Genomic DNA, 14,108 nt, shown 5'->3' on the forward strand with positions numbered 1-14,108 from the left:
TTTGGCTCGAATATTGGTAGTTTTGACAACTCGAATGGAGCGGGCATGAAAGTATTGATTGTTGAAAGCCAGCCGGATTTGGGTGGCTTGTGGAAAAGACACATGGAACGCCAGGGGCTGGAAGTGCGCCTGGAACAGAGCCAGGCGGGAGCGGTCAGCGCGCTACAGACGCAACGGTTCGATATCATCGTCCTGGACCTGGTGCTGGACCAGGGAAGTGCCTTTGCGATCGCCGATCTGGCCAGCTACCGCTATCCCAAGACCCAGGTCATTTTCGTCACCGATACGTCCTTTTTCTCGGACGGCTCGATTTTCAACCTCAGCGCAAATGCGTGCGCCTATCTGCAGACCGACACGCCGCCCGAAGATCTGACCGCGATGGTCGAGCATTACGGCCGCGCCTGCTAAGATCTATCGCGCCCATGCGGCGCATCGAAATCGATGACCGGGTTGATCGGGATGATGCGGTTCGGATTCACCGTCTCGTGGCTGTAGTGGTAATGCCGGACAATGTGATCGAAATGAACTGTCCCGGCGACGCCTGGCCATTGATACAACTCACGCAGATACCCCCAGAGGTTCGGATAGTCGATAATCCGGGCGCGGTTGCATTTGAAATGCAGGTGATAGACGAGGTCGAACCGTATCAGCGTGGTAAAGAGACGCCAATCCGCTTCGGTAAGGCGGTCTCCCATCAGGTAACGGCTGGTGCCCAGGCGTTCCTCCAGCCAGTCGAGGCTGTCGAAGAGCGGAACAACCGCGGCGTCGTAGGCCGCCTGCGAGGTGGCAAACCCGGCCTTGTAGACACCGTTGTTGACGGTAGCGTAGATGCGCTGGTTGACGGGGTCGATCGCCGCGCGCAGATCTTCCGGCCAGAAGCTGAGAGTGTTGCCCGTCAGGCCGTCGAAGGCGCTGTCAAACATCCGAATGATCTCGGAGCTTTCGTTCGAGACGATTGTTTCGCGTTTCTTGTCCCAGAGGATCGGTACCGTCACCCGGCCCGAAATTTTCGGATCGGCCTTGCGGTAAATGTCGCGCGCGAAGGGCAGGCCATAGAGCGTGTCACCCGTCGCCCCCGGGAAACCGTCGTCAAAGCTCCAGCCATCGGACAGCATATCCGGGTGCACGACCGACACGCCGATATGCTCCTCCAGCCCCTTGAGCGCGCGAAAGATCAGCGTACGGTGCGCCCAGGGACAGGCATAGGAGACATAGAGGTGATAGCGCCCGGTTTCCGCCGGAAACCCGCCTGTGCCCGAGGGGCCGGGCGCGCCGTCCGGCGTGATCCAGTTGCGGAATGTGGCGGTGGATCGCTTGAATTTTCCACCTGATGATTTGGTGTCGTACCAGCTGTCTTCCCAGACGCCGTTTACCAGTTGGCCCATAATGCACTCTCCTTCTGCGGCAAATCTAGAACTTCCGCGCCGGGCCGAAACCCGGTTGGCCGCGCAGGGTCGGTGCGTATTCGCACAAGCGCCGGTTACCTCTTTGCAAGTGGGGTCCGGCACCGTAGACGGTACCGCAGCGTTTGCTGAACGCAGAAATCTGCCCGCAAGGAGGCACGGGATGTCTGAGACATGGCTGCATATCGTTGGCATCGGCGAGGACGGTATGGCCGGGTTGCTGCCGGCCACGCGTGCGGTCGTTGAATCGGCCCAGGTGATCGTGGGAGGAGATCGGCACGAAACACTATCCGACGGGCTGACCGCGGAACGCCTGGACTGGCCCGAAACCTTCGACGCGCTGATCGAACTGCTCCGGGCGCTTCGCGACCGGCGCGTCGTGGTGATGGCCACGGGCGATCCGCTGTGGTTTTCCATCGGCGCGCGGATCGGCCGGGCGATTGATCCCGCTGAGATCACATATCATCCGCAGCTCAGCGCCTTTCAGCTGGCCGCCGCGCGCATGGGTTGGTCGATGGCGGACCTGGAAACCCTGACCGTGCACGGCCGCCCGGTGGAACAGATGATTGCCTTTATCCAGCCCGGTGCCCGGCTGCTGATCCTGACAACCGGCGAGGACACCCCGGCCCGGATCGCCCGTTTCCTGACGGAGCGGGGTTTTGGCAAATCGCCGATGACGGTGCTGGCGGCGATGGGCGGCGCGGATGAAATCCGATTTGACGGCAGGGCCGATAGCTGGAGCCACACGGTGCCGGCATTCAACACGCTGGCGGTCGATTGCGTGGCGGCCACCGATGCCGCGCTGCTGCCGCGGGTTCCCGGCTTGGCCGACGCGCTGTTTCAAAGCGATGAAACGATGACCCGCCAGGAGGTGCGCGCGACAACGCTGGCCAAGCTGATGCCGATGCGCGGGGCACTTCTGTGGGATGTAGGCACCGGGTGTGGTTCGGTCGCTGTCGAATGGATGCGCGGCGCGCGGTACGCCCGCGCCGTGGGGATCGAACCGCGCGCGGACCGGCGGGCCATGGCGGCGGCGAACGCGCTTGCGTTGGGGGTGCCGCGGCTGGAACTGGTCGCGGGCACGGCGCCGGAGGCGTTTCAGGGCCTCGAGGCGCCGGATGCGATTTTCATCGGTGGCGGCCTTGCCGAAGCGACCGTCTCGGCCGCCTGGTCGGCCCTGCGGCCGCTGGGCCGGATGGTGTGCAATGCCGTTACCGGTGACGACGAAACGCTCTTGCAGTGCTTGCACCGCCGCCATGGTGGTGATTTGGTGAAGCTGGCGGTTGAACGGGCGGATGCGGATGCCGACGGAATCGTGTGGCACAAGCTGGCGCCGGTGCTGCAATGGAGCCGGATCAAGCGATAGCCGGCAGCAAAGGGTGGAGATGAGAGATTTTCTGGCAGAGTTCGTGAACCGTAAGGCGGATCAGGGTGTTCGGAAAATTCCCAAGACCTACAAGAAGCTGAGCCGGGAGGCGAAGGCCTATGTCGCCGACGTCAAACAGAAGAACCCCCTGCCCGTGGTGTCGGGATTCGAGCTGGACCTTGAAACCGGTGCTCTGGTCCTTCGGTCCGAGGCACAGGACGCACTGACTCTATGGGCCCAGGTCGCGGGCACCTTTTCGGATGACGGCTCTTTCATGTGGGGCTGGGGGCATCCGTCGGTGCCGCAGCCGCTGCAACAGGCGGCCTGGGCCGCGCAGCGCTATGGCGACCTCCAGGAAATCAGCGAGTTGCTGACCCGCGGTGGCAAGGCGTCGCGCAAGCAGGCCGAGGAATACACCGCCATCGCCGCCTATCTTGCCCATGCCGATGGTGTCTTCATCGGTGATCATGGCGGTGGCGGGTCCGTTTGCCTGGTCTGGTTTTACCCCGAGAATACAAAACCTTACGATTAGCCCGCGCCGGGGCGGAAGGTTGTTCGGGTTTTGGAAACAATGAGCGGTTTGCAGTCTTATTGTGGCGCGTGCTCAGGGTCGAAAAGCGACGCAGCGGTCCTAAATACCGGAATTCACAAGATTTAACGTGACCGTTACGAAGCTGTGCGACATTCTTGACCGGTATTCGCCAGGGAATCGTACCATGTCGACGTTTCTATCCCCCGAAGTGCAGGCCGGCCTTGATGCCGCGCGCAAGGCTGCGTTGAAGAAAAGCAGCCGCCTGAACGTGCGGGCAGGGGATGTGCAGTACAAGATCCTGCGCAGTTGGGAAAACGGTTTCTCCCTCGACGCGGAGGAGGCGCCGCATCTGCGCGGGCTGGTCGATCTGTTTGACGGCACCCGGCACCTGGCGCGTTGCCTGATCATCGCCAGCGGCGAAGAGGGTGACGAGATCGAGTTCGAATACAAGCGCACGACCGAGGCCGCCGACCGCCAGCCGCTGGATTTCTATCGCGCCCCGGACGCGCCCGTCGCCCTGCTGGAATAACACTCGAAACGAGCAAGCCGTACCGCATCTAGGTGGGAAACATCAGGAACCATAATCTGACGGGGGCGCAAGGGCCGGACCGGGCACAGGTCCCCCCATTTCGTTCGGGAGGCCGTCATCAAGGGTGGCACACGACGTCCGCTTCGGTCACAAACTTAGCCGCCAAGCGCTCTTGCAGGGTTCTCTGTTTCCGAATGAATGGCCCACCATTCCCGCTTCTGGTGGCAAGGTGAGGGTGGCGGGCTGGAACGCCGCCTGTCATTCCGAGAGTAAGCTGGCAAGACAGATCAGTCTTGCACTCCGACATGGGCCCCAATAGGGAACGACGACGGTTACATCATCAACGAGTGCGTGGAAGAATGGTAAAGAAACTGCCGGTGATAGTCGCGACGAAGGGCAATCCAAAACCCACGATTGGATGGCAGGCGGGTGGATTGCTGAATGGGGACGGAACGAGGCAGGGCCTTAAGCTGTCGCGGATCGAAGCAGAAGAGTTTTATGCTTATATTCGGGTCGCCGCCGATCAGGTCGCGCGCAACCGGGCACGAGAGGTCAGACGCTTGGGGCGGTTCGTGAACGCTGTTTTTGGGAGGGAGACCGCGTATGTCTCATTGTCCGGACAGTATGTGGGTTTGGTTTTCCGCGCGCTCGCCAGCCCACCGCTAATCAAACTGTCAGTTATGGATCACTACCGGCTCAAGTTCGAGGTTGTAGAGCTTGCCCTGCGTGTCATGGAACAGGCGAGAGATGAGGCGATCATCAACGAACCACATTCCGTCCGAAAGGAACAGAGTTTTGTACTAGGTTTGTTGTCATGGGTTTTCCTTGGTCCGATCATTACCTATCTCGCAGGCGTGCTCTTTGTTCGGCAGCAAAATGCGAAGATGCTGGAGAAATACGGCGGCACATGGCCGGAGAAGATACGGACGCAGGCCACCCAAGAACAAATCGATCAACTCGAAAAGCTCGTACTAAACTAGGATTCGACGTGAGTTCGCGCAGGCGATGGCGAAACGCCGGATAAGGCGGCGGGCGTGCAACTGCGAAATCCAGCCTGCCATAACGATGCTTATCTCACTGCCGCTGCGCATACATATTTAACAAGTGGCTCAACTGAACGTGTCGTTCCATCTTTGGGTTTTCGGTACGTGCATGACGATGTCGAACTGCCACGCGTAAATGCTGTTAGCGGAAACGGCTGCTCACGAAATATGACGGCGATCACGCCAAGGAATCGCGCAAAACGCGGAATTCAGGGCCCTGAGCGGGGCAATTAAAATGGTGCAAACGGTCGCATGTCCGTCAACGGTCTGAAAACAAACATTTTTCGCTTTTCAGAAGGTTAATCTAAGCGGCTTGCGAGGTGCGCACGGCTCTGTTACACCCACGCCGGATTTCGATGTTTTACGAAAAAACCATCGTCAGGAAACGCCCCCGGAGGACGCCATCGCGGCGGCAGCAAACCGGGGCCAGATTATCGGAAGGGTGGACGTGTCCGAACCAGCTTCGATTTCTTCCGGCATCGCCGCGCGCTATGCCACAGCCATTTTCGAGATTTCGAAAGAGGGCAAATCTCTCGACAAGCTCGAGGCCAACCTCGGCGACCTTCAATCAGCCCTTGCCGACAGCGCCGATCTGCGTGACCTGATCAGCAGCCCCGTTATCTCGCGGGCCGATCAGGGTGCCGCGATTGCCGCACTGGGCAAGAAGATGGACCTTGAGACCGTGTTGCAGAACGGCCTTGGCCTGATGGCCGACAAGCGGCGCCTGTTCGTCCTGCCCCAGCTGGTAAAGCAGCTGCAGGAGATGATCTCGGAAGACAAGGGCGAGATGACCGCCGAGGTGACCAGCGCCCGTGAACTGACGATCGCGCAGGCCGACAAGCTGGCCCAGACGCTGAAGGCCCGCATGGGCAAAGATGTAAAGATCAATGCGACCGTTGATGAAAGCCTCATCGGCGGTCTTGTCGTTAAGGTGGGCTCGAAAATGATCGACACGTCGATCCGCTCGCGCCTCAACTCCCTCCAGAATGCAATGAAAGAGGTCGGATAAATGGGTATCCAAGCAGCAGAGATTTCTGCGATCCTGAAGGACCAGATCAAGAATTTCGGTAAAGAGGCCGAAGTGACCGAAGTAGGCCGCGTGCTGTCGGTCGGTGACGGTATCGCGCGTGTGCACGGGCTGGACAATGTGCAGGCCGGTGAGTTGGTGGAATTCCCCGGCTCGATCATGGGCATGGCGCTGAACCTTGAGTCGGACAACGTGGGTGTCGTGATCTTCGGTTCCGACCGGGACATCAAGGAAGGCGACACCGTCAAGCGGACCAAGTCGATCGTGGACGTGCCGATTGGTGACGAACTGCTGGGCCGTGTTGTTGACGCCCTGGGTAACCCGCTGGACGGCAAGGGCCCGATTAAGACCAAGACCCGTGGCCTGGCCGACGTCAAGGCGCCGGGCATCATCCCGCGCAAATCGGTGCATGAGCCGATGGCGACCGGCCTTAAATCGGTTGACGCGATGATCCCGATTGGCCGGGGCCAGCGGGAACTTATCATCGGCGACCGTCAGACCGGCAAGACTGCCGTGGCGCTGGACACGATGCTGAACCAGAAATCCTACAACGAAGCCGCGGGCGACGACGAGTCGAAGAAGCTCTACTGTGTCTACGTGGCCGTGGGGCAGAAGCGTTCGACCGTGGCGCAGCTGGTGAAGAAGCTGGAAGAGGCCGGGTCGATGGAATATTCGATCGTTGTGGCCGCGACCGCCTCGGACCCCGCGCCGATGCAGTTCCTGGCGCCCTATTCGGCAACCGCGATGGCCGAGCATTTCCGTGACAATGGCCGCCACGCGCTGATCGTCTATGATGACCTCAGCAAACAGGCCGTGTCCTACCGTCAGATGTCGCTGCTGCTGCGCCGTCCGCCGGGGCGCGAAGCCTATCCGGGTGACGTTTTCTATCTCCACTCCCGCCTGCTGGAGCGTTCGGCCAAGCTGAACGAGGACAATGGCGCCGGGTCGCTGACCGCGCTGCCGATCATCGAAACCCAGGGCGGCGACGTGTCGGCCTTTATCCCGACCAACGTGATCTCGATCACCGATGGCCAGATCTTCCTGGAAACGGAACTCTTCTACCAGGGCATCCGCCCGGCGGTAAACACCGGCCTTTCGGTCAGCCGTGTGGGCTCGTCAGCCCAGACCAACGCGATGAAATCCGTCGCCGGTCCGGTGAAGCTGTCGCTGGCGCAGTATCGTGAGATGGCGGCCTTTGCGCAGTTCGGTTCCGACCTCGATGCCGCGACCCAGCAGCTGCTGAACCGGGGCGCGCGCCTGACCGAGCTGATGAAACAGCCGCAATATTCGCCGCTGACCAATGCCGAAATCGTCTGCGTGATCTACGCGGGCACCAACGGCTATCTGGACAAGCTCAAAGTGGATCAGGTCGGCCGTTTCGAAGAGGGTCTTCTGAACCACATGCGCAGCAAGAAGAAAGACGTGCTGGACTGGCTCACCAAGGAAGATCCCAAGATCAAGGGCGAGGCTGAAGAAAAGCTGAAAGCCGCGATCGACGAGTTCGCCGCCGACTTCAATTAAGGGAAGGACTGAGGGCCTATGCCAAGTCTTAAGGACCTTAAAACCAGGATCGAGTCGGTCAAATCGACCCGCAAGATCACCAAGGCCATGCAGATGGTGGCTGCCGCAAAACTGCGCCGCGCCCAGGAAAAGGCCGAGATGTCGCGCCCCTATGCCGAGCGGTTCAACGCCGTGATGGCCAAGCTTGCGGCATCTGTCGGGTCGTCCGATAATGCGCCCAAGCTGCTGAGCGGCACGGGCAGCGACCAGACCCAGCTGCTGGTGGTGATGACCGCCGAGCGGGGTCTGTGCGGTGGCTTCAACGGCAACATCGCCAAGCTGGCCAAGGCCGAAGCGCAAAAGCTGAAGGCAGAAGGCAAGACCGTCAAGATCGTCACCGTGGGCAAGAAGGGCCGGGACGCGATCAAACGCGACTTTGGCGACCTGTTCATCGATCATGTTGACCTGTCCGAGGTCAAGAATGTCGGCTATGGCGACGCGCAGTCGATCGCTGCGGGCATTCTGGATCGGTTCGAGGCGGGTGAATTTGACGTGGCCAAGATCTTCTATTCGAAGTTCGAAAACGTGGTCAGCCAGATCCCGACCATGCAGCAGATCATTCCTGCAGATGTGGACACGAGCGCGGAAGATGCCGATGACAGCACCTTCTACGATTTCGAGCCCGATGAGCAGGCGATCCTTGCGGAGCTGCTGCCGCGTGGTGTGGCCACGGCGATCTTCAGCGCGCTGCTTGAAAACGGTGCGTCGGAACAGGGGGCACGGATGTCTGCCATGGACAACGCCACCCGGAACGCGGGTGAGATGATCGACAAGCTGACGATCCAGTTCAACCGTTCGCGCCAGGCCGTGATCACCAACGAGCTTATTGAAATCATTTCGGGCGCGGAAGCGCTCTGACGAGAAACCGGAGAGACGAGAAATGGCAAACGCAAAAGGCAAAATCACGCAGGTGATCGGCGCCGTGGTGGACGTGCAGTTTGACGACCACCTGCCCGAAATTCTGAATGCGCTTGAAACCGACAACAATGGCAAGCGCCTGGTTCTGGAAGTAGCTCAGCACCTGGGTGAAAACACCGTCCGCACCATCGCGATGGACAGCTCCGAGGGGCTGGTGCGCGGTCAGGAAGTAACCGACATGGACGGGCCGATCACCGTGCCCGTGGGCAACGCCACCCTGGGCCGCATCCTGAACGTCGTTGGCGAACCCATCGACGAAAAGGGACCGGTCAAGGCCACTGACACCCGCGCCATCCACCAGGACGCGCCCACATTTGATGAGCAGTCGACCACGTCGGAGATCCTTGTGACCGGCATCAAGGTGGTGGACCTGCTGGCGCCCTACGCCAAGGGCGGCAAGATCGGCCTGTTCGGCGGCGCCGGCGTTGGCAAGACCGTTCTTATCATGGAACTGATCAACAACATCGCCAAGGTGCACTCGGGCTATTCGGTTTTCGCCGGTGTGGGGGAACGGACCCGCGAGGGTAACGACCTCTACCATGAGATGATTGAATCCGAGGTCATCAAACCCGACAACCTGGAAGAATCCCAGGTGGCGCTGGTCTATGGCCAGATGAACGAGCCTCCGGGAGCACGGATGCGTGTGGCCCTGACCGGCCTGACGCTGGCGGAACAGTTCCGCGACCAGTCCGGGACAGACGTTCTGTTCTTCGTCGACAACATCTTCCGCTTCACCCAGGCGGGGTCGGAATGTTCGGCGCTTCTGGGCCGTATTCCTTCGGCCGTGGGCTACCAGCCGACGCTGGCCACCGACATGGGCGCGATGCAGGAACGCATCACCTCGACCAAGGCGGGTTCGATCACCTCGGTGCAGGCCGTCTACGTCCCTGCGGACGACCTGACCGACCCGGCGCCGGCGACCTCGTTTGCGCACCTCGACGCCACCACCGTTCTCAGCCGTGCGATTTCCGAGCTGGGCATCTACCCGGCGGTGGATCCGCTCGACAGTACCTCGCGTCTGATGGACCCGGCGGTCGTGGGCGAGGAGCACTACAAGGTGGCCCGTGACGTGCAGGGGATCCTGCAACGCTACAAGTCGCTGCAGGACATCATCGCCATTCTCGGCATGGATGAACTGAGCGAAGAGGACAAGCTGACCGTGGCCCGTGCCCGCAAGATCCAGCGTTTCCTCAGCCAGCCCTTCGACGTGGCGCAGGTCTTCACCGGCTCGCCCGGCGTGCAGGTGCCGCTTGAGGAAACCATCTCGTCCTTCAAGGCGGTGGTTGCCGGCGAATACGACCACCTGCCCGAAGGCGCCTTCTACATGGTGGGTGGCATCGACGAGGTGAAAGCCAAAGCCGAGAAGATGGCTGCCGACGCGGCGTAAGCGGACGGTGCGTGCAGGCACGCACCCTACGGGAATTGTCAGGTGTAGGGTGGGGCCTCACCCCACCTGCCACCACTAGAGGAGGCCGATATGGCTGATACAGTGCAATTCGATCTGGTAAGCCCCGAGCGTCTGCTGTCCTCGGTCGAAGCCAAGGAAGTGCAGATACCGGGCGCCGAGGGTGACATGACGGCGCTGCCCGAGCACGCCCCGCTGATCACCACGCTGCGCCCCGGCGTGCTGCGGGTCATCAGCAGCGAAGGCGAGGCGGAATATGTCGTGACCGGCGGGTTCGCCGAGATCAGCCCCAGCGGTATTTCGGTTCTGGCCGAACGCGCCGTGCCCAAGGGCGAGATGACCCAGGAAGCCTTTGACGAGATGGTCAGCGAAGCCAAGGACAAGCTTGCCAAGGCGCAGGAAACCTTCGTCAACGAACCCGGCCCAGTGGACGATGCCGCCAAACTTCTGGCGGATATGGTCGCAATGGGCGGCGAGATCGGCTTGGGCGCGAACTGACCGGTTCTGTAAACCAACGGGATCAGGGGCCTTTTCCGGCCCCTTTTCTTTTTTCTTTCTCAATTTCGCCGAAAAGTCATAGTAGGGCAAAGCGCATGTGTTGAGTGTGTGGCCGATGAAAAAGTTTTTGAAACAGGCGATTGGCGTCGATCAGGGCGAAGATGTGCTGTTCTCGGATTACGAGGATGGCGGCGAGATGTGGACCGGCAATGGCCCGCGCGAGCGGCGCCATGCCCTGACATTCCGCGAGCCGTTCACTTCGCCCCCGCTGGTGCATGTGGCCCTGTCGATGTGGGACATGGACAGCGCCACCAATGCCCGTGCCGATATTTCGGCCGAAAACATCACCGAGACCGGTTTCGACATGGTGTTCCGCACCTGGGGCGACAGCCGTATCGCCCGCGCCCGCGCCCGCTGGATGGCGATCGGCGCGGTCGCGCATGACGATGACTGGCAGCTTTACTGACACAACACCTGCAGTTCAGCCGACCGACCTGAATCGGGGAATGCGCACTTTCAGCTTCTTGTTGGAATAGGACGGTTGCCAGCTCTTCCGCGTTAGCTTGCAGTTGGCTCTGGTACCGACCACGTAGTCCTTCTCGGACACCTGGTTCATGAAGGTCAGGCCGCGCAAGAGGGTTCTGTTGCCGTGCTGGATGACACCGACCGCCATGCCCTTCTTCATCATCGAGAGCGACTTGCTGGCGCTTGAAACCCTGTTGGCTTCCTTCCAGAACCCACAGACAGCCACCCGCCCATCTACATTGACGATCATCGCGGCGATATGCACCTCTCCGCCCGAGGAAAACCGCATGCCGCCGGATGCGGAGTCGTTGGTCATGGGGCGGGTGAACGGGCTGTCACCCGCCAGGGCTGGGGCGGACAGCCATAAGCCCAGTCCCAGACAGAGCGAGACGCGCAGGGTTTTGAACATCGGTTACCTCTTAACTCACAGGACGAAAATCAATGTGCCTCGGCCCAGTTCATGCCTTGGCCGGCATCGACGATCAGCGGCACGTCGAGTTTGACCGCCGGCTTGGCGGCGCCTTCCATCACCTCGCGGGCGGCGGTGATTACATCTTCGGCGGCGTCTTCCCGGGCCTCGAACAGCAATTCGTCGTGGACCTGCAGCAGCATCCTGCAGGGCAGCCCCTCGATGGCGGCGGGCATCCGGATCATGGCGCGGCGGATGATGTCGGCGGCGGTCCCTTGTATCGGTGCGTTGATCGCCGCGCGGCGGGCAAAGCCCGCATGGGGGCCCTTGGCGTTGATCTCGGGGGTGTGGATCTTGCGGCCAAAGAGGGTCTGGACGAACCCGTGTTCCTTGGCGAATTTCACCGTGTCGTCCATGTAATCGCGTATGCCGGGGAAGCGTTCGAAATAGCGGTCGATAAAACCCTGCGCCTCGGACCGGGGGATGCGCAGGTTGCGCGCCAGGCCAAAGCCGGAAATGCCGTAGATCACCCCGAAATTGATCGCCTTGGCGCGGCGGCGCACTTCGGGCGTCATCTCGTCCAGCGGCACGTCGAACATCTCCGAGGCGGTCATGGCGTGGATATCCAGCCCGTCGGCAAAGGCCTGTTTCAGCGCGTCGATACCGGCGACATGGGCCAGTATTCGCAGCTCGATCTGGGAATAGTCAAGCGATAGCAGGGTGTTGCCAGGCTCCGCCACAAAGGCCTCGCGGATGCGGCGGCCCTCCTCGGTGCGCACGGGGATGTTCTGCAGGTTCGGATCGGTCGAGGCCAGGCGCCCGGTGCTGGCCCCGGTCTGGACATAAGAGGTGTGCACGCGGCCGGTGTCCGGGTCGATATGATCCTGCAGCGCGTCGGTATAGGTGGATTTGAGCTTTGACACCTGCCGCCAGTCCAGCACGCGGGCGGGCAGCTCGTGTTCGGTCGCCAGGTCCTCGAGCACATCGGCACCGGTGGCATAGGCGCCGGTCTTGCCCTTCTTGCCGCCCTCGATCCCCATCTCATCGAACAGGATTTCGCCCAGTTGCTTGGGCGAGCCGACATTGAACTGTCGTCCCGCCAATTCGTGGATTTCCGCCTCGAGCCCGGCCATTTTCTGGGCGAAGGCGTTGGACATCCGGCTCAGGACCTCGCGGTCGACCTTGATGCCGTGCCGTTCCATCTGCGCCAGCACCGGCACCAACGGGCGTTCAAGGGTCTCGTAGACCGTCGTGACCTTCTCGCGGTGAAGCTGCGGCTTGAAGATGTGCCACAGACGCAGGGTGATATCGGCATCCTCGGCGGCGTATTTCACCGCCTCGTCAATCGGCACGCGGTCGAAGGTGATGGCGGATTTACCGGTGCCCAGAAGCGATTTGATCGGGATCGGCGTGTGGCCAAGGTAACGCTCGGCCAGCGTGTCCATGCCGTGGTTATGAGTGCCGGCGTTGAGCGCGTAGGACATCAGCATGGTGTCGTCTATGGGCGCGATTTCAACCCCGTTGCGGGCAAAGATCTTGGCGTCGTATTTCATGTTCTGCCCGATCTTCAGCACCGCGTCGTCCTCGAACACGGGCTTCAGCGCCTTCAGCACCTCTTCGGTGCCAAGCTGACCTTCGGCCAGCGTTTCGGTGGCAAAGAGATCGCCCGCGCCGTCGCCGTCCTTGTGGATGAGCGGGATGTAACAGGCCTGGCCGGGCTCGACGCTGAGGCAGATACCCACCAGTTCGGCCTGCATTTCATTCAGGGACGTGGTTTCCGTGTCCACGGCCACGTAACCGCGCGCATTGATGCGCTGGATCCATGTGTCGAGCGCACCCATGTCGCGGACGCATTCATATGTATCCGGGGCGATGGCGGGCCAGTCCGGGGCGGTGTCCTCGGCCGCGGGGGCGGGGGCGTCGGGGATCACCGGCGGTTCGGCGCCAAGCGCGTCGGCAACGCGCTTGCTGAGCGTGCGGAACTCCATCTCGGCCAGAAAGGCCAACAGCTTGTCGGCCTCGGGGTCGCGCACCTCGAGATCGTCCAGTGTGAAATCCAGCGGGGTGTTGGTATCGAGCTGCACGAGCCTCTTGCTCAGCTCGATCTGTTCGCGCTTCTCGATCAGGGTTTCGCGGCGCTTGGGCTGCTTGATTTCCCCGGCACGGTCCAGAAGCGTTTCCAGATCGCCGAATTCGTTGATCAGTAGGGCCGCGGTCTTGATGCCGATCCCGGGGGCGCCGGGGACGTTGTCGACGCTGTCACCGGCCAGCGCCTGCACATCGACCACCCGGTCAGGGCCGACGCCGAATTTCTCTTCGACGCCTTCGCTGTCGATCCGCCTGTTTTTCATCGCATCCAGCATCTCGACCCCGCCGCCGACCAACTGCATCAGGTCCTTGTCGGAACTGATTATGGTCACGCGGCCCCCCGCATCGCGGGCCTGCAGGGCGAGGGTGGCGATGATGTCGTCGGCCTCGAAACCTTCGATTTCCTTGCAGGCGATGTTGAACGCCTCGGTCGCGGCGCGGGTCAGGGGGATCTGCGGGCGCAGATCCTCGGGCATCGCCTCGCGGTTGGCCTTGTAGTCGGGATAGAGGTCGTTGCGGAAAGTGTGGCTGCCCTTGTCGAAGATCACGGCGACATGGGTGGGCGCTTCAGAGCCGGTATTGTCGGCCACGTATTTCTGCAGCATGTTGCAGAAGCCCGAGACCGCACCGATGGGCAACCCGTCGGATTTGCGGGTGAGCGGCGGCAATGCGTGATAGGCGCGGAAAATGAACGCCGAGCCATCGATCAGGTGCAGATGGCAGCCCTTGCCGAATTGCGTTGTCATGATGTGCCCCCTACGTCCCGCTGGCTTCGCGACTCAGGTTTGCCACGAAGAGGGCCGGG

Annotated in this window: 14 protein-coding genes; 11 read left to right on the forward strand and 3 right to left on the reverse strand. The window is 61.4% G+C overall.

The window, feature by feature from the left end:
• Positions 1-45: 45 nt before the first annotated feature.
• Positions 46-408, forward strand: a complete 363-nt coding sequence (locus AAFO92_RS02900; protein ID WP_347533145.1) for a response regulator — start codon at positions 46-48, stop codon at positions 406-408.
• Here the strand turns inward: AAFO92_RS02900 and AAFO92_RS02905 are convergent.
• Positions 405-1,385, reverse strand: a complete 981-nt coding sequence (locus AAFO92_RS02905) for a glutathione S-transferase family protein (protein WP_347533146.1) — start codon at positions 1,383-1,385, stop codon at positions 405-407. The two genes, AAFO92_RS02900 and AAFO92_RS02905, sit on opposite strands and share 4 nt — an antisense overlap.
• Before the next feature lie 181 nt (positions 1,386-1,566).
• On the opposite strand from AAFO92_RS02905, the gene cbiE reads away from it, so the two are divergent.
• The 10 genes from cbiE to AAFO92_RS02955 all read left to right on the forward strand — a co-directional run bounded on the left by cbiE (position 1,567) and on the right by AAFO92_RS02955 (position 10,747).
• Complete coding sequence (gene cbiE / locus AAFO92_RS02910) at positions 1,567-2,769, forward strand: precorrin-6y C5,15-methyltransferase (decarboxylating) subunit CbiE (RefSeq protein ID WP_347533147.1); 1,203 nt, start codon at positions 1,567-1,569, stop codon at positions 2,767-2,769.
• 19 nt (positions 2,770-2,788) lie between these two features.
• Positions 2,789-3,301 carry a DUF6882 domain-containing protein gene (locus tag AAFO92_RS02915; RefSeq protein ID WP_347533148.1) on the forward strand — a complete coding sequence of 171 codons (513 nt, stop codon included), beginning with the start codon at positions 2,789-2,791 and terminating at the stop codon, positions 3,299-3,301.
• A gap of 184 nt (positions 3,302-3,485) precedes the next feature.
• A complete protein-coding gene (locus AAFO92_RS02920; RefSeq protein WP_347533149.1) occupies positions 3,486-3,830 on the forward strand; it encodes a hypothetical protein in 345 nt (114 codons plus the stop codon).
• A gap of 359 nt (positions 3,831-4,189) precedes the next feature.
• Positions 4,190-4,810 (forward strand): hypothetical protein, encoded by a 621-nt coding sequence (locus tag AAFO92_RS02925; protein ID WP_347533150.1) that lies wholly within the window; start codon positions 4,190-4,192, stop codon positions 4,808-4,810.
• A gap of 511 nt (positions 4,811-5,321) precedes the next feature.
• A complete protein-coding gene (locus tag AAFO92_RS02930; RefSeq protein WP_347533151.1) occupies positions 5,322-5,882 on the forward strand; it encodes a F0F1 ATP synthase subunit delta in 561 nt (186 codons plus the stop codon).
• Positions 5,883-7,421, forward strand: coding sequence for a F0F1 ATP synthase subunit alpha (atpA, locus tag AAFO92_RS02935; RefSeq protein ID WP_347533152.1), 1,539 nt, complete (start codon positions 5,883-5,885; stop codon positions 7,419-7,421). It begins immediately after the preceding gene.
• Positions 7,422-7,439: 18 nt separating this feature from the next.
• Positions 7,440-8,318 carry a F0F1 ATP synthase subunit gamma gene (locus AAFO92_RS02940; protein ID WP_347533153.1) on the forward strand — a complete coding sequence of 293 codons (879 nt, stop codon included), beginning with the start codon at positions 7,440-7,442 and terminating at the stop codon, positions 8,316-8,318.
• 22 nt (positions 8,319-8,340) lie between these two features.
• The gene (gene atpD, locus AAFO92_RS02945; RefSeq protein ID WP_347533154.1) at positions 8,341-9,765 is read left to right on the forward strand and encodes a F0F1 ATP synthase subunit beta; all 1,425 of its coding nucleotides are present in this window, start codon (positions 8,341-8,343) and stop codon (positions 9,763-9,765) included.
• A gap of 90 nt (positions 9,766-9,855) precedes the next feature.
• Positions 9,856-10,281, forward strand: a complete 426-nt coding sequence (locus AAFO92_RS02950) for a F0F1 ATP synthase subunit epsilon (protein WP_347533155.1) — start codon at positions 9,856-9,858, stop codon at positions 10,279-10,281.
• 115 nt (positions 10,282-10,396) lie between these two features.
• On the forward strand, positions 10,397-10,747 hold the full coding sequence (locus tag AAFO92_RS02955; protein WP_347533156.1) for an H-type lectin domain-containing protein: 351 nt from the start codon (positions 10,397-10,399) through the stop codon (positions 10,745-10,747).
• A 15-nt stretch (positions 10,748-10,762) separates the two neighbouring features.
• On the opposite strand, the gene AAFO92_RS02960 is transcribed toward AAFO92_RS02955, so the two are convergent.
• A complete protein-coding gene (locus AAFO92_RS02960) occupies positions 10,763-11,215 on the reverse strand; it encodes a hypothetical protein (RefSeq protein WP_347533157.1) in 453 nt (150 codons plus the stop codon).
• Between the two features lie 29 nt (positions 11,216-11,244).
• Positions 11,245-14,049 (reverse strand): DNA polymerase I, encoded by a 2,805-nt coding sequence (gene polA, locus AAFO92_RS02965; protein WP_347533158.1) that lies wholly within the window; start codon positions 14,047-14,049, stop codon positions 11,245-11,247.
• Positions 14,050-14,108 lie beyond the last annotated feature (59 nt).

The sequence above is a fragment of the Roseovarius sp. CAU 1744 genome (genome assembly GCF_039839345.1).
In the GTDB taxonomy this organism is placed as follows: Bacteria; Pseudomonadota; Alphaproteobacteria; order Rhodobacterales; family Rhodobacteraceae; genus Roseovarius.

Coding starts and splice junctions, on each gene's coding strand:
- AAFO92_RS02900 (WP_347533145.1), top strand. CDS start 46: ATGAAAGTATTGATTGTTGAAAGCCAGCCGGATTTGGGTGGCTTGTGG.
- AAFO92_RS02905 (WP_347533146.1), bottom strand. CDS start 1,385: ATGGGCCAACTGGTAAACGGCGTCTGGGAAGACAGCTGGTACGACACC.
- cbiE (WP_347533147.1), top strand. CDS start 1,567: ATGTCTGAGACATGGCTGCATATCGTTGGCATCGGCGAGGACGGTATG.
- AAFO92_RS02915 (WP_347533148.1), top strand. CDS start 2,789: ATGAGAGATTTTCTGGCAGAGTTCGTGAACCGTAAGGCGGATCAGGGT.
- AAFO92_RS02920 (WP_347533149.1), top strand. CDS start 3,486: ATGTCGACGTTTCTATCCCCCGAAGTGCAGGCCGGCCTTGATGCCGCG.
- AAFO92_RS02925 (WP_347533150.1), top strand. CDS start 4,190: ATGGTAAAGAAACTGCCGGTGATAGTCGCGACGAAGGGCAATCCAAAA.
- atpA (WP_347533152.1), top strand. CDS start 5,883: ATGGGTATCCAAGCAGCAGAGATTTCTGCGATCCTGAAGGACCAGATC.
- AAFO92_RS02940 (WP_347533153.1), top strand. CDS start 7,440: ATGCCAAGTCTTAAGGACCTTAAAACCAGGATCGAGTCGGTCAAATCG.
- atpD (WP_347533154.1), top strand. CDS start 8,341: ATGGCAAACGCAAAAGGCAAAATCACGCAGGTGATCGGCGCCGTGGTG.
- AAFO92_RS02950 (WP_347533155.1), top strand. CDS start 9,856: ATGGCTGATACAGTGCAATTCGATCTGGTAAGCCCCGAGCGTCTGCTG.
- AAFO92_RS02955 (WP_347533156.1), top strand. CDS start 10,397: ATGAAAAAGTTTTTGAAACAGGCGATTGGCGTCGATCAGGGCGAAGAT.
- AAFO92_RS02960 (WP_347533157.1), bottom strand. CDS start 11,215: ATGTTCAAAACCCTGCGCGTCTCGCTCTGTCTGGGACTGGGCTTATGG.
- polA (WP_347533158.1), bottom strand. CDS start 14,049: ATGACAACGCAATTCGGCAAGGGCTGCCATCTGCACCTGATCGATGGC.